The organism is Synechococcus sp. KORDI-100, assembly GCF_000737535.1.
Classification (GTDB): Bacteria; Cyanobacteriota; Cyanobacteriia; order PCC-6307; family Cyanobiaceae; genus Parasynechococcus.
Genome location: NZ_CP006269.1, coordinates 909734 through 928252, shown reverse-complemented (window position 1 = coordinate 928252; position 18519 = coordinate 909734). Strand labels below are relative to the sequence as shown.

The 18519-nt window shown below is 59.1% G+C and carries 23 protein-coding genes; 10 read left to right on the top strand and 13 right to left on the bottom strand.

Annotated elements, in window-relative coordinates:
- The first annotated feature begins 637 nt into the window (after positions 1 to 637).
- A complete protein-coding gene (locus KR100_RS04680; protein ID WP_162176480.1) occupies positions 638 to 1222 on the top strand; it encodes a hypothetical protein in 585 nt (194 codons plus the stop codon).
- Between the two features lie 8 nt (positions 1223 to 1230).
- Here the strand turns inward: KR100_RS04680 and KR100_RS04675 are convergent, their stop codons facing one another.
- Genes KR100_RS04675 through KR100_RS04660 form a run of 4 tightly spaced genes read right to left on the bottom strand, consistent with a single transcriptional unit; the run spans position 1231 to position 4667 of the window.
- A complete protein-coding gene (locus tag KR100_RS04675; protein ID WP_204207805.1) occupies positions 1231 to 2148 on the bottom strand; it encodes a lysylphosphatidylglycerol synthase domain-containing protein in 918 nt (305 codons plus the stop codon).
- Positions 2148 to 3356 (bottom strand): nickel pincer cofactor biosynthesis protein LarC, encoded by a 1209-nt coding sequence (gene larC / locus KR100_RS04670; RefSeq protein ID WP_038547955.1) that lies wholly within the window; start codon positions 3354 to 3356, stop codon positions 2148 to 2150. The genes KR100_RS04675 and larC overlap by 1 nt, the downstream gene beginning before the upstream one ends.
- Positions 3357 to 3372: 16 nt before the next feature.
- Positions 3373 to 4020 (bottom strand): hypothetical protein, encoded by a 648-nt coding sequence (locus KR100_RS04665; protein ID WP_038543587.1) that lies wholly within the window; start codon positions 4018 to 4020, stop codon positions 3373 to 3375.
- Positions 4017 to 4667, bottom strand: a complete 651-nt coding sequence (locus tag KR100_RS04660) for a hypothetical protein (RefSeq protein WP_038543586.1) — start codon at positions 4665 to 4667, stop codon at positions 4017 to 4019. Before KR100_RS04660 ends, KR100_RS04665 begins: the two co-directional genes overlap by 4 nt.
- 88 nt (positions 4668 to 4755) lie before the next feature.
- Here KR100_RS04660 and KR100_RS04655 point away from each other — a divergent pair, with 88 nt between their 5' ends.
- Positions 4756 to 5538, top strand: coding sequence for a lipopolysaccharide assembly protein LapB (locus KR100_RS04655; RefSeq protein WP_038543584.1), 783 nt, complete (start codon positions 4756 to 4758; stop codon positions 5536 to 5538).
- Here KR100_RS04655 and KR100_RS04650 read toward each other — a convergent pair.
- The gene (locus KR100_RS04650; RefSeq protein ID WP_239420406.1) at positions 5495 to 5791 is read right to left on the bottom strand and encodes a hypothetical protein; all 297 of its coding nucleotides are present in this window, start codon (positions 5789 to 5791) and stop codon (positions 5495 to 5497) included. The two genes, KR100_RS04655 and KR100_RS04650, sit on opposite strands and share 44 nt — an antisense overlap.
- Positions 5792 to 5835: 44 nt before the next feature.
- On the opposite strand from KR100_RS04650, the gene xth reads away from it, so the two are divergent.
- Entirely contained in the window at positions 5836 to 6669 is an 834-nt protein-coding gene (gene xth, locus KR100_RS04645; RefSeq protein WP_038543582.1) for an exodeoxyribonuclease III, read from the top strand.
- A gap of 62 nt (positions 6670 to 6731) precedes the next feature.
- On the opposite strand, the gene KR100_RS04640 is transcribed toward xth, so the two are convergent.
- Positions 6732 to 8183, bottom strand: coding sequence for an FAD-linked oxidase C-terminal domain-containing protein (locus KR100_RS04640; protein WP_038547950.1), 1452 nt, complete (start codon positions 8181 to 8183; stop codon positions 6732 to 6734).
- A gap of 126 nt (positions 8184 to 8309) precedes the next feature.
- Between KR100_RS04640 and hemL the strand changes: the two genes are divergently transcribed.
- From hemL to KR100_RS04620, 4 genes are read left to right on the top strand one after another with little or no spacing between them, the layout of a single operon-like run.
- Positions 8310 to 9611, top strand: a complete 1302-nt coding sequence (gene hemL / locus KR100_RS04635; RefSeq protein WP_038547947.1) for a glutamate-1-semialdehyde 2,1-aminomutase — start codon at positions 8310 to 8312, stop codon at positions 9609 to 9611.
- Between the two features lie 7 nt (positions 9612 to 9618).
- The gene (locus tag KR100_RS04630) at positions 9619 to 10086 is read left to right on the top strand and encodes a hypothetical protein (RefSeq protein ID WP_038543580.1); all 468 of its coding nucleotides are present in this window, start codon (positions 9619 to 9621) and stop codon (positions 10084 to 10086) included.
- Positions 10073 to 10483: a cytidine deaminase gene (locus KR100_RS04625; protein ID WP_038543578.1), complete on the top strand. Its 411-nt coding sequence runs from the start codon at positions 10073 to 10075 to the stop codon at positions 10481 to 10483. Before KR100_RS04630 ends, KR100_RS04625 begins: the two co-directional genes overlap by 14 nt.
- Positions 10484 to 10510: 27 nt before the next feature.
- Positions 10511 to 11113, top strand: coding sequence for a hypothetical protein (locus tag KR100_RS04620; protein ID WP_038543577.1), 603 nt, complete (start codon positions 10511 to 10513; stop codon positions 11111 to 11113).
- A 31-nt stretch (positions 11114 to 11144) separates the two neighbouring features.
- Here the strand turns inward: KR100_RS04620 and KR100_RS04615 are convergent, their stop codons facing one another.
- Both KR100_RS04615 and KR100_RS04610 read right to left on the bottom strand, forming a co-directional pair.
- Entirely contained in the window at positions 11145 to 11609 is a 465-nt protein-coding gene (locus KR100_RS04615) for a nucleoside 2-deoxyribosyltransferase (protein WP_038543575.1), read from the bottom strand.
- On the bottom strand, positions 11609 to 12004 hold the full coding sequence (locus KR100_RS04610) for a phosphoribosyltransferase (RefSeq protein ID WP_038543573.1): 396 nt from the start codon (positions 12002 to 12004) through the stop codon (positions 11609 to 11611). Before KR100_RS04610 ends, KR100_RS04615 begins: the two co-directional genes overlap by 1 nt.
- Positions 12005 to 12040: 36 nt before the next feature.
- On the opposite strand from KR100_RS04610, the gene KR100_RS04605 reads away from it, so the two are divergent.
- The gene (locus tag KR100_RS04605) at positions 12041 to 12289 is read left to right on the top strand and encodes a hypothetical protein (RefSeq protein ID WP_038543570.1); all 249 of its coding nucleotides are present in this window, start codon (positions 12041 to 12043) and stop codon (positions 12287 to 12289) included.
- Between the two features lie 111 nt (positions 12290 to 12400).
- On the opposite strand, the gene KR100_RS04600 is transcribed toward KR100_RS04605, so the two are convergent.
- The 3 genes from KR100_RS04600 to KR100_RS04585 all read right to left on the bottom strand — a co-directional run bounded on the left by KR100_RS04600 (position 12401) and on the right by KR100_RS04585 (position 14634).
- The gene (locus KR100_RS04600) at positions 12401 to 12718 is read right to left on the bottom strand and encodes a hypothetical protein (RefSeq protein WP_162176479.1); all 318 of its coding nucleotides are present in this window, start codon (positions 12716 to 12718) and stop codon (positions 12401 to 12403) included.
- Positions 12719 to 13403: 685 nt separating this feature from the next.
- Positions 13404 to 13904, bottom strand: coding sequence for a YajQ family cyclic di-GMP-binding protein (locus KR100_RS04590; RefSeq protein ID WP_038543564.1), 501 nt, complete (start codon positions 13902 to 13904; stop codon positions 13404 to 13406).
- A 514-nt stretch (positions 13905 to 14418) separates the two neighbouring features.
- Positions 14419 to 14634: a Nif11-like leader peptide family natural product precursor gene (locus KR100_RS04585; RefSeq protein ID WP_038547945.1), complete on the bottom strand. Its 216-nt coding sequence runs from the start codon at positions 14632 to 14634 to the stop codon at positions 14419 to 14421.
- A gap of 154 nt (positions 14635 to 14788) precedes the next feature.
- Between KR100_RS04585 and KR100_RS04580 the strand changes: the two genes are divergently transcribed.
- Entirely contained in the window at positions 14789 to 15241 is a 453-nt protein-coding gene (locus KR100_RS04580) for an MAPEG family protein (protein ID WP_038543562.1), read from the top strand.
- A 46-nt stretch (positions 15242 to 15287) separates the two neighbouring features.
- Positions 15288 to 16466, top strand: a complete 1179-nt coding sequence (locus tag KR100_RS04575) for a serine hydrolase (protein WP_239420404.1) — start codon at positions 15288 to 15290, stop codon at positions 16464 to 16466.
- Positions 16467 to 16835: 369 nt separating this feature from the next.
- Here KR100_RS04575 and KR100_RS04570 read toward each other — a convergent pair whose 3' ends face one another.
- Both KR100_RS04570 and KR100_RS04565 read right to left on the bottom strand, forming a co-directional pair.
- Complete coding sequence (locus KR100_RS04570) at positions 16836 to 17348, bottom strand: DNA recombination-mediator protein A (RefSeq protein ID WP_038543561.1); 513 nt, start codon at positions 17346 to 17348, stop codon at positions 16836 to 16838.
- A gap of 37 nt (positions 17349 to 17385) precedes the next feature.
- Positions 17386 to 18483: a phosphotransacetylase family protein gene (locus KR100_RS04565; RefSeq protein WP_038543559.1), complete on the bottom strand. Its 1098-nt coding sequence runs from the start codon at positions 18481 to 18483 to the stop codon at positions 17386 to 17388.
- Positions 18484 to 18519 lie beyond the last annotated feature (36 nt).

The following is an 18519-nucleotide window of genomic DNA, read 5'->3' as shown; positions in this document are numbered from 1 at the left end:
ATTTAAACCATCGAAGCAAGCGATCTCGCCGTTGAATGTGCATGTCACCAGTAAGAGATTCGCTGATGGATCGGGCCTGGTCAGGCGTTGCAAGCGGCAATCCCGGTGCCTGATCGCAACGAGGAGCTGTTGCCAGCAGATGGTTTTCAGAGCGACTAAAACGAGCCCCTAAAGGGGGCTTAATATGGTTAACTCTGAGTAAAGACAATAAGTGGCAGACTTGGCTTCGATTCACGATCAACTTGAGGATTCTCTTCAGGACAACAATCAATTTCTTGTCGCCTCGCGATTAAGACGGGAACGAATCCTCTTTATCGGCATTCTGGCGTCGTGGATCACAGGATTGGTGGGCAGTGCCCTAATCATTATTTTGATCGCCAATGTGCTGACGATCAGCCAGGCGGGCTGGGGAACCACCTCCTGGGTTCAGCTGATGCAGGGTGTCCTTGGCGCTGTTCTTCTGGCCAGCTCTTTGAAGGGTTTGATCATCAAACTTGTTGCGTCGATCGACACAGCGAAATCCGGGCGGTTACGCATTTTTCTTGTTCCACTGCTGATCTGGCCAATCTTCTTGATTTATCGATTTCAGCTCTCCGATTTCAAAAGTTATCTCAGGCGAATTTCGGAGGGAAGCCTTGTGGAATGGCTGGGATTTGTTCTTTTTCTTGGCTCAAGCTTTCTGCTGTTCAAAGTGGCCTCCGAGGTTCGCGGACAGCGCTTGAGATTTCTGACTCAAGCTGGTGGATTTGGCCTTTTTCTGTTGGCCATGGAAGAAATGAGCTGGGGCCAGATGATTTTCAACTGGACGTCGCCAGAGGTGATGGATCAACACAACATGCAGCAGGAGACAAACTTCCATAACCTCTCTTTTCTGCATTACCACACCTGGACGATTGCCGCCTGCGTCTTCACCCTCCTGACCTTCACTGCCGTCATCGGATTCCTCTTAAGGCGCAATGGAACTCTGCGCCTGGGATCCATCGCCGACCTCCTGCTGCCGATCGGCTGCACAGCCAGTTATTTCGCCATTGCCGCATTGATGTACTGGGGTGTCGTGCTTGAAAAGCAAGGAATTGATTTGGTTTATTTCCATACTCGCGAACAGGAAATCGCCGAATTTCTGTTTGCCGTCGGCGTCTTCATACACGTTGTTTATCTGTTCCTCGACCTGCCGATGTCATCGCTCAAAACCCAACAATCAAGGCTGGAACAATCTCTTTAAGGCAAGCCTTATGGACGGGGGCTGAGGCGTCGCAGCAAGGCCCCATCCACAACCAGCGCGCCCCCGGCCAGCAGGTCCGCCAACGTTGAGATGACCCTGTAACTCAGCACCACCGCCAGCAGCGGTGCCTCCGCGACCGAACTGCCCAGCCGCAATAACAGCGTGGCTTCAAACACCCCGAGACCTCCAGGGGCCCCTGGCACCACCAGACCAACGGCGTAGGCCAGCGAAAAGGACGCCAGCCAGATGAACCAGGCCGGATCCGGCAGCCTGAACGCAAAGACGCAGCAATAAAAACCGAGGAAACGGCAGGCCACGAAGGCCAATTGCCAAGCCATCGGTGTCCATGGATACCCGCCGCGACCACTGCCGTAGGTCTCGATCTCAAGGCTTCCCCCGCCCTTGCTCTCGAACTGGCGGGCCTTGATGCGTTCAAGACGTTGCAGGATCGGTTCCCGCCAGCGCGGCACCATCAGGAGAGCGGGCAATGGCGCCACCAACAGCAATCCGTTCTGCCAGCCGCCAACAACGATCATCAGCACAGACGCTGCCGCGATCAGCAGCGGGTCCAGGATCACCGCTGCCAGCGCCGGTCCTGCCCCGATCTGGGATCGCAGGACACGCAACCGCTCAACAAGGTGCCAGATGCCGCCGGGCAGGTACTTGAGCAGATTGCTTCGCACGAATAAGGGAATCACGTCCAGCTGCGCTGGACGATGACCGAGCCAATCCAGCAACAGACGCCAGGCGGCTCCGTTCACGAGAATGCTGATCCAGCTGATCCCGAGACCCAGCAACAACCACCACCAGCCCCGAGCATCCAGGGTCTGCTCCCTGAGCTGACCGCCCTGTTGCACCAGGGCGATTCCGATCAGTACCAGGCTGGCGAGGGTGATCCACAACTTTGGCTGGCGCAGCCAGCGCATCACCAGTCCCACGACTCCTCGGTTTCAAAGGGCACGGACGCAGCGGCCAAACGCAACTCCTCGATGGAACATCCACTCGTTCGGCTCAGGCGTTGAAGATCATCCGCTTCTGGTTTCACACTGCAGCGGCCATCGGGTCGACGCATCTGCTTGGCGCGCAGGGTTCCCCAGGGCGTTTTGAGTGTTCCAGACCGGCGTGGCAAGACCCAGCGCCCCTGCTGCCGTTCGCGCAGGCCAAGACTGGATCCTGTCGCCAGCCAGACCTGGCGAAGCGATTCCGCCTTCTCGGGGCTGACCAACGCTGTCACCGCGTGGGCGGCCCGTCCCTTCTTCATCTGCAGAGGAACAACCGCGGCATCCAACGCACCAGCTTCTCTTAACCGTGTGAGCAACCAGGCCAGATCCTCCGGGGATGCGTCATCGATCCAGGCTTCCTGAACCACGAGTGGTTGCCACCGCAACCCGGATGGCACCTCCGCATCAACCTGCAAACGAGAGATTCGCAGCAGGTTGGGACGATCGAGGTCGCGATGTCCGAGGCCCACGCCAACCGCAAGGGGAACAAAGGTCGAGGGAGGGGCGAACCGCTCAGCCAAGGTCGCCATCATTGCCAGACCGGTGGGCGTTGTCAGCTCTCCAGGGGGGAATCCTTCCGAATGCTTGAGCGGAACAGCATGACGGCGGGCTAGTTCCATTACGGCGGGAGCAGGAACCGGCAAGACACCGTGGGCTGTCGGCACGGATCCATGCCCCATCGGTGGCGGGGTGCAGCTCACGATGGCCGGCTGAAGATGGCGCACGGCAGCGCAGACGCCGACCACATCCACCAGGGCATCGATGGCGCCGACTTCATGAAAATGCACGGCTTCAGCCTCACAGCCATGAACGGCAGCCTCGGCATCGGCCAGGGCACCAAACACCCTCAGCACCTGCGTCTGCAGCTCCCGATCCAGGTCCGCGTCCTGAATCTGACGGCGGATTTCAGCCCAGTGCCTTGCCGGCGGATCCGGCTCCAGGCCCTGGACGACGACGCGCCGTCCCCGCAGGCCACCACTGCGCGCCTCGAGAGCATCAAGCCGGTAGCGACCGTCGAGACCGAGGGCAATCAAGGGGCGCTCGATCACCTCCAGGGGCACCCCGAGATCGATGAGACCAGCCAGCAGCATGTCCCCAGCGAGACCGGTCGGACAATCAACGTGCAGTTCCACCGTCACCCGTCGTTCGTCATCGCATCAGTCGCGGCGCAAGGCTGAGCAATTCGCCGGCCTTGGTCTCAAGGTCCTGGTGACGGCGTTTCAGCTGCTGTTCAATCTCACGACGAGCACGCCGTTGTTCCCTCTGAGCGGTGGCCACATCGTGACCAGACAGACCCCAGAGACGTCCCAGGAGAGCTCGGTCATCAGCACCTCCGCGAGCGATGCCGTAAACGACCGTTTCGGCAGCAATGCCAGCCTGCAAGACCCGGCTCCAGCGGCGCAGGTCCTCGAGAGGCATGCGAACACTGTCCGGAACGGTGAATTCAGTCGCTCCGCTGCTGCGCAAACCAGCCTGAAGACAGGCCAAGGTGCCCACCATCACGCGCTGGACAGGGAGCTGCTCATCCTCAGCGATCAGGAGATGGCCGGCTTCATGAACAGCGATGCGTCGCAACCTGGCCTCGCCTCCGGGCAGCGCCTCGGCCAGAACATGACCTCCCATGCCCTGACAGGTGGCTGCATCGACACTCAAGGCAACCAATCCCCCTCCGACGAGGATCACAATCCAGGCGGGGGAGATTCCGATTGCCGGTCCGAAGGCTCCCAGACCGGTGACCACCGCAACGGCGACACCCGCTCTGAGCGCCCCTGTGGAGCCTTGCCCCTCCTCCATCAGACGCCGGCGCGGCCGCTTCTCTGGATGGATGGACCGCGTCCGGTGGCCTGACGGCCTCGACCGCCCTTGGATTTGCCTCCACGCGTCGGCATCGGAGCGATCACTTCAAATCGCTCCAGATGCAGGGCCTGGCCCTGACGGCGAAGCTCAAGGCTGACGAAGTGACGCAGGTGCTCGAGAGGCACAGTCCCTTTCGCCTGAATCTTGAATGGCAGCGGACGGCTGCCATCAGCCCTGGGTTGCTGGCGAATTTTCACCACCAGTTCGCCCGTTTCGGGCTTCGTGTAAATCAACTCTCCCCTGACGGAGAAGAAGTCGTCTCCTTCCGTGAGGCTGTCTTCCGCGCCGGCCTGATCAGGCGAAAGGGTGCTGGGCTCCCAGATCCCGGCAATTTGAAGGTGGAGATGCTCACTTTCGCGACAACGGGGGTAAACCACCCAGAGGTGGGGTTCATTCATGGCCAGATGTCGGCGCATCAGCGTGAGCACCCTCCCCAGCACAACGGTTTCGAGCTCGTTGCCATCAGCATCCAGCAGGATGCCGCGGGTGAGTTGATCGTCTTCCTTGGCCTTGTAGACGCCCCTGACGACACCAATAGCCCGGTATTGCAGCGGCTCAGTGACCGGGGGGATTGGATGATCGCGCATCGATTACTGGGCGGTGAAGTATCCCGCCAAACCATTCTAGCCGCGGCAAGGCAACCTCTACAGACTGGCTCGCAAGCTTTAAGCAGCGATGCCAGGACGACGGTTGGCCACGATCACCCTTCTGGCAGCAGGAGCCGGGCTCCTGGCATCACTGCCCTTGTGGATGCCAACCGCGACGGGAAAGAGCCAGGGAACCGACGGCGATTCAAGGGTCATCGAACTCATCCGTGAGGGACGCAAGAAAGATCTTGGTGATTCAGAGCGCCGGGAACTGCTCGAACGCCTGTTGGCATCGGGCCGGCAACGGGACTCCCAACGGTTTCTGGAAGCCTCAGCCGAAGCGCCATGGTCACGTCAGCAGCGTCTGCTGCTGATCGATTTGCAGCGTCGTAACGGTGATCTCAAGGCCGCATCTGAGGGGATGAAGCGACTGCAGCGGCTTCATCCATCCCACCCTGACGTGCTCAGCCAGCAGGGTCTGTTGACCCTCAAGACCGCTTCCCCTGAAGCGGCGCTGAACGTGATGGAACAACGCCTGAAGGCCGCCAGCGCCGATCAACGCATCAACCTTGGTTTGCTTCTGGCTGATGCGCAGCTCAGAAGCGGAAAGAAGGCCGCCGCGGTGGCGACGTATCAGGACCTCGCCAAAACCAATCAACAGGACACACGTTCTTTGATTGCCCACGCTCTCCTTGCACAGGAGATGGGAGATCACAAGACGCTGATGGGATTGCTGAACGAGGCCCGACGGCGGGAGGAGCTGGCTGGCCGACCGACGGATCGCATTGAAGAACTGGCAGCCAGCTGGGGGGTATCCGCCGCCCGACTCAGGGTGCTGGAGCCGAAACAGGGGCCATCTCAAACGCCTTGAGAGCAGCGTCCACCGCGTCCGACGGCGGTGTGGCGTCGTCCATCATTCCCGACTGACGCAGTCGGTTGATCAGGTCCATCGGGTTGGTGGCATCGAGCACGTCGGAGTTGTCTCCTGTCCCGTAGATCGCACGCTCCTCCCGGTTCTGAAACGGAGCTTCAACCTGAGCTGAAACACCAGTGGCCAGGCTGGGAATCACGACCACTGCAGCAAGGGTGGACAACACCAGACGGCAGACCATCGACCATTTCATGGGGGAGCTGAATGCTAAGCGTCATTGGCTGATGGGTTAAGTCCATGCGGATTGCCTCGTGGAATGTGAATTCGGTGCGGACCCGACTGGAGCATGTCCTGGCCTGGCTGGCATCCGAGCAACCCGATCTGCTCTGCCTGCAGGAAACCAAGGTGGACGATCCGGTCTTTCCGCTGAAACGGTTCGAGGAACTCGGTTGGCATGTCAGCGTTCATGGACAGAAGGCCTACAACGGTGTGGCCCTTGTGAGCCGGACACCGCTGGAGGATGTGCGCTGTGGCTTCCAGGCTGAGTTGCCGGACGATGCGGAAGCCAAGCGACTGGGAGAGCAGAAGCGCGTGATCAGCGCATGCCTCGATGGCGTGAGAGTTCTCAATCTGTATGTCCCCAACGGATCCTCCGTGGGGTCGGAGAAGTACCGCTACAAGCTCGATTGGCTCAGCTGTCTGCAGCGTTCATTGGCGGCGATCGCCGAACGGGATGAGCCGCTCTGTGTGGTGGGGGATTTCAACATCGCACCCGAGGCCAGAGACATCCATGACCCCGAGCGTCTGACAGGGGGGATCATGGCCACGGACGCCGAACGCGAGGCTCTCGACCTGGCCATGAATGGCCGGCTTCACGACGTCTTCCGGCTGTTCGAGTCCGAGACAGGCCACTGGAGCTGGTGGGACTACCGCACTGGGGCCTGGGATCGCGATCAGGGCTGGCGGATCGACCATATCTACCTGTGCGACGAGTTACTGAACCGGGCTCGCAGTTGCTCGATCCACAAGGATGAACGGGGCAGGAACCAGCCGAGCGACCATGCCCCGGTGAGCGTTGACCTGGACTGGCCCCCTGCCGAAGAAGACCTGGACGACGACCCATTGTTTTGAATCGCAACGATCTGATCCCATCGGCTGTTGTCTCAGAGGCTGTCGTCTCAAAGGCTGTTGTCTCAGAACAGATCCACACCGCTGGGCAGGGTCACCGATCGCCTGGCTGATTCTCCACAGGTTTTCGGTGTCGGCAGCACCTTGCCGGGATTCGCCCGCTGATCCGGGTCGAAAGCACGGCGCAGCAAGGCCATGGTTTCAAGATCGTCGGGGGCAAACATCCAATCGAGATAACAGCGTTTATCAGCCCCGATGCCGTGCTCTCCGCTGATGCTGCCACCAACGGCCAGACACTCCTGAAGAATCGCTGCTCCGAGCGCCTTGACGCGGCTTTCCACCTTCGGCTCCGACGCCGAATAAAGAATCAGGGGGTGGAGATTGCCGTCGCCGGCGTGGAACACATTCGCCACAGGCAGCCCGTGTTCGCGGCTGAGCCGCTCAATGGCCGTTAGAACGGCTGGGAGACTGCTTCTCGGCACCACGCCGTCCTGCACGTAGTACGTGGGCGTGATCTTTCCGACGGCGGAGAAGGCGGACTTGCGTCCTTTCCAGAGGACCGCGCATTCGGTGGGATCCTCCGCTCTGCGCAGCCCCCTGGCCCCGGCCACCTGGCACAAGCGCTCAGCCTGAACCGCTGAAGCCTGGACTTCCTCCTTCTGGCCATCCAGCTCGATCAGAAGAACCGCTGCCGCATCGCGCGGGTATTCGTCGTACCCGAAGAAATCGTTGACCGCGTTGATGGTCACGTTGTCCATGATCTCCATACCGGAGGGCAGGAGACCGGCAGCCGTCACCGCCCGCACCGCTTCACCGGCGGCCTCCATCGTGGAGAAATCGGCCAGAAGAACATTCACGCAGTCCGGGGCTCTGAGAAGTCGAAGCGTGATCGCCGTGGCGATCCCAAGCGTTCCTTCGCTGCCGATGAACGCCCCGCGCAGGTCCAGTTCCGGAACTTCCGCAAGGGAGCCTGCCAGGGTCGTGACGGTTCCATCGGGCAGAACCACTTCAAGGCCCAGCACGTGGTTGCTGGTAACCCCGTATTTCAGGCAGTGCACGCCACCGGAGTTCTCGGCGACGTTGCCGCCGATGCTGCAGACCACCTGACTGGACGGATCCGGGGCGTAATAAAACCCCTCACCGGCGACGGCACGGGTCACCCAGCTGTTGATCACGCCTGGCTGCACCGTGACGCAGTGGTTGTCCAGATCGACCTGCAACACCCGACGCATCCGACTGGTGACCACCAACAGCGCCTGCTCATCGACCAGCGCCCCTCCCGACAGGCCGGTGCCACTGCCGCGCGCCACGAACGGCACGTTGTGCTGGTGGCAGAGACGAAGGGCGACCGCCACCTGCTCCGTTGTCTCCGGCAACACCGCCAGAGGCGGGCAATGACGCTCCAGGGTCAATCCGTCACAGTCGTAACTGAACAACTCCTGGCGCCTCGAGAGTACCGATTTGACAGGTAGCTGGCGGCGCAAATCCCTTTCCAGAGCTGACCAGTCGTGGGACACGCGGGAGTGCTTGCTGCCCACACGCTAAGGAGTGACCCTGTACCTCGAGACACACTTCAGGCGCATCGGGTCATTCTTGGGTCAGGATGTTGCACGGTTTGCAACTGCCCTTTGGCGTCGGTCACCGTGACAAGTCCCGCGTTGAACACCAGCCGCTCTGAGGCCATCTTCAGTGCCGCCCAGGCCCTGATGCCCGGTGGAGTGAGCTCTCCAGTGCGGGCATTCAAGTCGGTTGGTGGTCAGCCGATCGTGTTCGATCGAGTCAAGGGGCCCTACGCCTGGGACGTCGATGGAAACAAATACGTCGATTACATCGGCAGCTGGGGACCGGCCATCTGCGGCCATGCCCACCCGGAGGTGACCAGCGCTCTTCAGGAAGCGATCGAGAAAGGCACCAGCTTCGGAGCACCCTGCGGCCTCGAGAACACCCTGGCCGAAATGGTGATTGATGCCGTTCCCAGTGTGGAGATGGTGCGTTTCGTCAACAGCGGAACCGAAGCCTGCATGGCGGTGCTGCGCCTGATGCGCGCGTTCACAGGGCGCGACAAGGTGATCAAGTTCGAAGGCTGTTATCACGGCCATGCCGACATGTTCCTGGTGAAGGCGGGGTCCGGTGTGGCAACCCTCGGGCTGCCGGACTCCCCCGGCGTCCCCCGCAGCACCACCTCCAACACGCTGACGGCCCCTTACAACGACCTCGAGTCGGTGAAGCAGCTGTTCGCCGAAAACCCTGGAGCGATCGCCGGCGTCATCCTGGAGCCCATCGTCGGCAATGCGGGCTTCATCACGCCGGAGCCAGGCTTCCTGGAAGGGCTGCGCGAGCTCACCAAAGAAAACGGCGCCCTGCTGGTCTTCGACGAAGTGATGACCGGCTTCAGGATCAGTTACGGCGGAGCACAGGCCCATTTCGGCGTCACCCCTGATCTCACCACCATGGGCAAGGTGATCGGAGGCGGGCTGCCGGTCGGCGCCTATGGAGGCCGCCGGGAGATCATGGAGATGGTCGCCCCCGCAGGGCCGATGTACCAGGCGGGGACGTTGAGCGGGAATCCCCTGGCGATGACCGCCGGAATCAAGACACTGGAGCTGCTGAAGCAACCCGGCACCTACGAAAAGCTGGCTGCCACCACCGAAACGCTGATCAACGGCATTCTCGAGATCGGTCGCGAAGCCGGGCTCCCCATCACGGGCGGCAGCGTGAGCGCCATGTTCGGCTTCTTCCTTTGCGAAGGACCTGTCCGCAACTTCGAGGAAGCCAAGTCCACCGATGCCGAGCGATTCGGCAGGCTTCACCGCGCCATGCTGGAGAGAGGCGTGTATCTCGCTCCCAGCGCGTTTGAGGCTGGCTTCACCTCCCTGGCCCATTCGGAGGCAGACATCGAAACAACGCTGAACGCCTTCCGCGAAAGCTTCGCTGCCATCGCCTGAGATCCGCATGTTGCTGCTGGCTGTTGCGTCGACACCACCACCAGCGCTGCTCTGCACGATCAAAACGGTGGAGAGTCACTGGCAACCCCGGCCGATCCGTTCCGTGCGCGTGCTGGAAGGGATGCAGTTCCGCCTGCAACCCGGACCACCGATCACCGTTGAGCCCCGTTATGTGATCGACAGCCGCTTGACGCTGCTGGCAGACGAACCACAGGCTCCGGTTCTGACCCGGCAACCGGATGGCAGCATCAACTACAGCTGGTCCTTTGAGGCCCCCCTTGGTGCCATCTCCAGCGATCCGGACAACCCGGTCACGATCAACGATTCGCTGGCCACGATCGAGGGACGCCTGACCATCCAGTCGGACAGACGATTCACCCTTGTGAATCTCTCCAGCGTCAGCGCTCGCAACGGAGGGTCGGTTCTGACGCGCCTTCGTGAAGAGGCCTCCGGCCGTTGTGATGAGCAGCGCTGAGCCCCTTCTCCCAATGGCAAGGCGCGCAGCCTTGAAAGCCCATGCTCCCTACTCGCGGTTTCGGGTGGGCGCCGCCGTTCGTTGCTCCAACGGAGAGATCGTCGAGGGATGCAACGTTGAGAATGCCAGCTATGGGCTGAGCATCTGCGCTGAACGCGTCGCCTTGTTCAACGCTGTCGCCCGTGGTCTGCGACCCGAGGAACTGGCTTTGAGCTGCCTTGACGCTCCTGCCGATGGTCCCGCTGGGCTGCGCATGCCCTGCGGGGCCTGCCGCCAGGTGATGCAGGAACTCCTGCCTGCTCAGGCGACAATTCACATCGACGGGGTTGGTTCACGCCGTTTGGCCGAGTTGCTACCAGATGCGTTTTCGCTAGTTGAAGAAGACAATTGTCAATAACGTCAGCACAAATTCCTTTGATGGCTGATGAACTGGCGACTGTTGCCCTGGATCATCGTGCTGATCGCGTCCCCAGGCCTGGCGCAGACGGACGCCGCCGACCCATGCCTGCAAGCGGCGGATTACAAGGGCTGCCGGGAGTACCACTCGGGAGGGCCCGTTCAGGGCAAGGTTGAGGTCGCCGCGCCAAGTGATCACAACTACAACCCTCGCTCTGTGCGCCAGCTGAAAATACGCGGCAGCTATGGGCGCTACCTGACGTTCACGGGCACAACGCTGAATGCGTACTCCGGGACACCTGCCAGCTACAACCCTGGTTCGCCAGGACGCAGGGTCTGCACAACCACCACGACACCCAACGGCCTCTACAAGACGACAAGCTGCCAGCAGGTTGGTTACGTGGCTCCCAGCTACAGAGCGGGGACACCGGGAGGAGTCGAGCGACGCAGTTTCCGGTATCAGCTCGACTGCAAAGATCTCACCTTCGACAGAAAGGGCGATTTCAGCGGATTCGGAAACAAAGGCTGGATGGCTGTGGGTGAAGACCCGACGGCCCAGGCGGTCGCCGATCGCTACTGCCCGATCATCGACAGTGTTGCCAAGCCCTTTGACATGGATGAGGACACCTGAGGGCTCAACTCCTGAAGATGGTTCGGCGGATCTAGCCCTTGGCCCAGAGGGCGAGAGCTTTTCTGGGATCCGACAGGGATTCGATGCTGTCGTAAAAGAAGTCCTGCCAGCCCTCGGACGGCAGACCGGCGAACAGCATCAGGTTCAGCGGATACTGCTCCGAATCGGTGCAGCGCCGGAAGTCGTCGCGAAACAGGAAGGTGGGTTTGCCCAGGGCGATCGCCGCGCCGAGCTCCACCATCACCCCTTCATCCGGCGGCGTCCCGTTCACGATGGCGAGAAGAGCATCGGCGTCGCGAACGTCCTGCAGGTCGCGTTTGGCCACCTCGCAGGCCCATCCGGGCTGGGACAGATCCACCTGGCCATTGCGAACGAATGGTTCCCACACCTCAAGCCCCAGACCCTCAAGTGCAGCGATGAACTCGGGCAGCAGCAAGCGTTTCCACTGCTCCGAGAATCCGTAAGGCGAGGCGAGATAGATCGTTGACCGTGCCATCAGTCCAGCCCGCGAGAGGCTCGAAACCGCTGTTCATCGGCACGGGCTCTCTGAAGGTTTTCCCAGGGAAACACCAGCCACTCCTGACTGTTGGTGACGTCAACAGCCTCCCACCAGGTTGGGGGGCTCTTGCTGACCCAAACAGCAAAGGCTGCATCGGGCCACTGCTGACGCAGGGCCGCGAGGGTCTGCCCCGTTTCGAACACCTCATCAACGATCAGACAACCGGATTCCGGAGCCATCAGCAGGGGCAACTCCAGGGCATGGCTAAGGGCCACAGCGAGGCACAATCCGCCACGGGGAACGCCGTAGACGCCAGGAAAGCGGCGACCTTGAAATCGTTCTGCGAAGGCGGAGACGACACCATCAAACTGCTGCCAGGTGAGCTCCCGCATCACTGGAGAATGACTGATTCACCCGGAAGGTACCGGATGCCGAATGAGATCCCCCCTCAGGAACAGCTGCGCAAGTGGTTCCGCAGTCACCTGCTGGGACGGGAGCTGGAACTGCAGGATCTCTATGAACTCCCACAGGGCGATCTCGACCTTCTGATGGCGGAGACGGCTGAAATCCGATCCGATCCCGACAATCGAGCCCGCAGTCACGGGCGTTGGTGCACAGCCGGCTACGTCCTTGAACTGGCCAGAATCATCGATCGCCGCCGCAGCGCTGAGTCCTGAGCGACAGGCATCCACAGATCACAATCAATCAACATTGCATCACCTGGCAATGATCATCATCGTGATGGCATCGAATATCAAGATCGAGAAACAAGCTCGATCAGCCAGATATCAAGCGGCCTTGAGATAAATTTTGCGCCCGGCTTCATCGAGGCGATAACGCCCCCCACGCGGTCCGATGTGAATCGTTTCAGAATCAACAACCTTCAGACGCCCACGATCATTGATCTCATCGTTGACTGGATCTGAGCTATCGGGCACTTGAATGCCAGCCTGATCAGCACTGTTATCGGTGACAGACGTCTTTGCCAGGCCAGCAGTGAAGTTGACGCCTGGCTTAAAGAGATTCAGCCCAGTTCTCAAAAATAAAAATGTCGCTATGCGCATCGAAACCGAGAATCTTATTGATTCATTATGGGGGGCTGTCAAGAAGACACGGCTCAATGTCTACAGCTTTAAAGAGACATGATCTCCAGATGTTGAGCCATACCCATGAAACCAAGCACAAGCAGTGCAACGGCGACAAACGAAAGTCCGATGGCCACATCGTTGTGCCTTTTGCGTTCTGAATAGCTGCGCATCGCTCTGATGGAGAGGAACAGAAACATAAGGGAAATGGACGTTTTTCCTTCAAGAAAACATAAATCTTGCAACTCCCACACCAAACTTCATCTCATTGTGTTGGCATCCCCCATGGGAGCCCTGAGCAGCCAAGCGCCCATTCAGCTGCCCCATTCAGCTGCCCCATCCCACTGGAATGACTAGAACTGAGCAAGCACTAGGACGCTTTCATGCGCTTGACAGCCTGTCTGGCAGCGACGCTTCTCTTCGCAGCCAATGCCTCTGCCCATCAGGGCACAGCCAGTGCACAAGGACCGACTGAAGAGTTCGCCACTGCCCAGGCGATGCGTCTTGTCCCCAAGGGCGCAACGATCACTGACACGAGCTGCACGAGCATTGATGTGGGCTTTGAAAGCCGCTACAAATGCACATTAACTTACGATAATACAAGCAAAGATTAGGCCTAAAAGTTACTTCGCAGCGAATCTGATCTGATCTGGCATCAGAAACAGGTATCAAATCCAAGTCAAGCTGTAATCAGCAGCGCACCTGTTTAGCGGTAATTTTCAAACTGCAATGGCACATCCAATTCATCTTCCTTGCTTTTCACCAGTTGAATTGCAGCCTGGAGATCATCCTTGCTCTTGCCAGTGATCCGTACACTTTCGCCTTGGATTGACACGGTGACTTTCTTCAGCTCATCCCGAACCAATTTGCTGAGCTTCTTGGCAATCTCCTGACTGAGCCCCTTGCGCAACTTCACAACCTGCTTCACCCGGTTGCCGCCAACGCTTTCGGGATCTTGAAAATCAAAGATCTTCAACGACAGATTGCGCTTCGTGGCCTTGGTTCTCAATACATCCTCCACAGCCTGAAGGGTCATATCGCTTGCCGTGGTGATCGAAAGCTCGGTTTCTTCCAGGTCCAACTCAGTGTTGGAATCCTTGAGGTCATATCGATTGCCAACTTCTCGACGCACCTGATCAAGGGTATTGACGAGCTCCTGCCGGTCGAAATCGGAGACCACATCAAAAGAATAGGTATTGGAAGCCACTCCTTGGTCCTCACGGGGTTGCTTGGTCCAACCTACCCAGGCAGCTCTTCCATGCCACAACCAGCAGCAAGCACCATCACCCCAACAACACAACGAGCTGGAAGAACGGCGCTGGAATGGCAGAGGACGAACAGAAACACATGGACATACCGTTCAGAGGCGATGGATCAATGAGCCAGACCAACCATCCTGAACATTGCAGACACGAATCTCCGCGTGCCTCACAACAAGGCAACAAACAAACCGGTGATCAAGATAATTTCAATCGATAACAAGCAAGGTTCAAAGAAGACTGGATCATCGCACTTCGCTACCCCTGTCAGAACCGTGACGAGGAATATCATGCCAAAAAGAGTCCATGATCATGCAGTATTTCAACCAATGATTGATGCCAAAAACCGATCATTGTTTATCTCGAAACTCTTAACGCCAGCCCACGACGTCTCGACGTCAAGATGACTGCTGATGTCCGATGGTCTGTAACAGCGACACCCACTCGCCAAAGGACCCAGCATCAGTGATATTCACCCGGATGATCGGGTTTCACCACAGTGACCTGGCCCACTGTCTTCCCACTGAATCTCAACAGTTCGTCGCCGCTGAACTCGAAACCCTGTCTCAACGCAATCTTGGCAACATCATCAGCCGTTGATGCCGCCAAGACGGTTTGCTTGAGGTCATCGTCCTGTTGCATTTTCAGGATGAACGCCTTGAGCTGATCGAGAGCCATCGCAATGGTGCACAGGGTCGTTACTTTGCCGCGAACGCCCTGAACGCGTGAACCCTGCAGGCAGCATTCAGGGCATACCAACATTGAGGTGTTCTCAGTCGCTCGCGTTTGTTCGAGTCTTCAGCTTAGAAAGGCGCCGCTTCAAGCCCTCGCCATGTCGCTGTTGCAGCTGTTCACAGCCACGGATGCCGCCCCTTTCTCCTGGTCCCTGGTGTTGTCTGGCGGAACAGTGATCGCCAGCATCATTCCCCTCGGCGCCGCACGCTCGGCTGCCAACTTCGAAATGAAGGACATGGCGGCACCCCGCGCGATGTTCGAACGCTTTCCAGCCTGGGGCAAACGGGCCAGCTGGGCTCACCAGAACAGCTTCGAGGCCTTCACCCTGCAGGCTCCAGCGGCATTACTGGCTCTGATCGCTGCGCAGCAAACCGGTCCGTTGCCCGCCATGGCCGTTGTCGCAGCCTTCGCCCATCCTGTGCTGCGGCTTGCCTATATCGCCGCCTACGTCGGCAATGTGCCTCCAGCTCGTGGGCTGTGCTGGGCCACAGGGCTTCTTTGCAGCGGCATTTTGTATTCAGAAGGCCTGAAAGCGCTGCTTGGCAGCTGAACCAGCAGCCCATCCCTAGGTTTGAAATCAGCGCTTTCGCAACGGGATGACTCGCAAGCATCGAGGCAGGCTGAGGTGGCTGATCGCTATTGCAGCGTTCAACGTCTCGATGGTGCTGGCAGGGTCGGCGCAGGCATCGGTCGCCCTCTTCACTCCGCTTCAACAGCAGATCGAGACCCTTCGACAGGAGCACGACATTCCCGGTGCATCCATCGCCGTGATCCAAAACGGCCGGATTGCCTGGGCGCGGGGGTTTGGCCTGGCGGATCTGGCCAGCGGTCGACCGGTCACGGCCGACACCCTGTTTCAGGCCCAGTCGATCACCAAGACCCTCACAGCCCTGGCCACGGTGAAGCTCCTTGCCGCCGAGGAGATCGCTCTGGATGAACCCGTCAACCGTTACCTGTCGGGTTGGACGATCCCAGAGAACGACTTCACCAAAAAGGTGCCGGTGAGTTTCCGCATGCTGCTGAACCACACCGGCGGTTTGAGCAATCCCTACCCCGACGGCTGCTGCGGGCCTGGAGAACCACTGCCGACCCTGCAGCAGGTGTTGCGAGGTTTGCCTCCCGCGACGAACAAACCCCTCACCGTTGAACGGATTCCAGGAACAAGCTTCAACTACTGCAACGGCTGCTACACGGTGCTGCAGCCGGCCTTGGAATCCATCAGCCAGCAATCCTTCCCCAGCTTGATGCAGGAGTTGGTGTTCACACCGGCCGGCATGGACAACACCAGCTTTGACAACACCTTTTTTCTCAACGACACCAGCACGATCGCCATCCCCCATGACGTTGATGGGAAGCCCCACGGGCGAGCACCGATGCGGCATCCCATCCTCTCCACCGGTTTGATGTGGAGCACAGCAAGCGATCTGGCCCGATTCAATCTCGCCTTCACGAAAGCGCTGAACTCCGGCCACCCGCTGATCGATCAGCAGTTGGCTGAACAGTTGAGTATCCCAAGCTCCACCGCTGAACGAAGCTTGGGGTTTGAACTCGGCAACCGCGACGCAGACGCCAAAGCAAGGGGCGGTTACCTCTTCCACTCAGGAACGGGCAACGGCGCCGTCAGCCTTTCCATCATCAGTCTTGATGGCAATCACGGGGCTGTGTTCTTAATCAACAAAGGGCCAAACCCCTGGCTGACGACAAATATTCCTCAGTACGCCTTCATCAAAAGCAGCCTAAAGGTGATTAATACCCAAGGGAATTGGCCTGATTAATGCAATGAACAGGAGAACGGCGCGTTAACACGATCAAGCTCTAATATCTGATCTAATTTGTTATGATTGTGCATCAAATTAAATAGCCTGATCAGGATCTAGCAATGCCGAAATCGCCAACATTGGCTCATGAATATGGACAACCCCCAAACAAATTCCCTGAAGATCTTTGATCTATTGGCACATCAGCACACACTCAAGAGGTCAACATTTTGATTGATCAATGAGCCATCATCTTGTATCCGTCATCGATGACGCCTGATTGTTTTTTGTCTTGTGATCAATTACTCAATTCTGAGTACAGCAGCTTGGCTGAAAGTGCGAGCACTCCAGATCAGACCCAGGATCGATTGTGCACACCCTGAGTGATCAGTCGAAATACAACAAACTCACCACCTTGCCCATATCTTCCGCTGTTCGCGCACTCGCTAGCAACGTTTCACTGTCGTGAAACGCAAGGCAGATCAACTGATCGCAACGGTTGATGATCTCCTGATTGCAGAGGCTGCTGGCCATCGGCAACGGCAGATCATCCTGTTCTGGTTTATCAATCAGGTGAAGCACCCTTTCAAGCAGGTCTCTGATCTCACACGGTTGGCGATCGAGGCTCTGGGGAAGCAACACTGTGAGCTTGGAGGGGTCCACCTCAAGCACGCCACGGATCACGGCGGCATTCACGCCCTGCGAACCCGATGTGATCAGGGAGTGGCCTTCCTGCACCAGGGAGCGGGCCACCAGCTCAATCAGATGAATCGCCACCACCGGGACGTGACGGCTACCAAGAATCGCGATCCGCCGCTGTCCCTTGTCCTGCAGCAAGGCCAGCTCTTGCGCGAGCGTATCGACCCGATCAAGGGCTGGGAGATCCAGAGACTGACCCAATCACTACCCATCGGCCCTCCCAGGAAACTAGCAGCGCTTAACCGGAATGAACCGTGAGGTTGAGGGCTTCGAACAGTCGATCGAGATGACAGTGTTCCTCCACCAGCCGGAAGGCATAGGTGGCCTTCACCGCTTCATGCAGGCGAACGTGACCGAAGGCCTGCTCGATCACCTCAACGGTGGCCAGCGTGTCGTGTTCCACCTTCAGCAACGGGACGTCGAGCTCTTCGGCACGACTGATCAACTGGGGCAGTGGCTCACCCGCGCCTGTGAGGATCAGGCACTGGGTGGACGCCTCCAGGGCCGCCAGTTGGATGTCGGTGCGATCAGCACCTGTCACCACCGCCATGTTGCGGCGACGCCGGAAAAACTCCATGGCGGAATTCACATTCATCGCTCCGATGCTCAGCGTCTCCACCAGCAACTCCTCCCGATCCGCGCAGCAGATCACCCGCGCATCCAGACGCCTCACCAGTTCCCCCACAGTGACGCTGCGCAGCAGCGGTGATCGCGGCATCACACCAAACACCTTGAGGCCGAGATTCTCAAGAGCAGGAACCACCTGACGTTCGAGGCTTTCCACCTCATCAGGGGTCACGGCATTCAGCACCACCCCCACCAGACGATCCCCCAGGATCTGCTTCGCAGACAGCAGGGCATCCACACTGCAGCTGTCCTGCCACAAATGCACCAGCACCACCTTGGCTTCAAGCCCTTCAGCCAGTTGCGGCAGGCTGAGCCCGAACAAGAGGCCTTCCTGAAGGCTGCCCGCACACTCCAGCAGGGTGAGGCCGTCCGAGGCCGACACTTCAGTCGTGAGCCAGTCAAACCCCTCTCCCGCGTCCAGCAGGCCTTGCCCCAGACGCTGGTTCGCCGTTGTGGGCGAGAGCAAATGCAGGGACGGGATCAAACGATCCGCAGCCATTCCCAGGGTCTCGCCCACGAAGCGGACGTCGTCATCGATCAAGGGCTGCGGCAGGGGTCCCTTGTTGGGATCCCACTCCAGGCTGGTCGCCAGCGGCTTGCCGAAACGGAACGGCAAACCTGACTGGATCAGCTGCTGAGCAATGCCAAGAACCAATGCGGACTTGCCACTGAAGGGCTCGCAGGATCCGATCAGCAGGGTCGTTCCCATGAACAGCCAATGGTTGGTCCTTAGTGGGGGAATCTA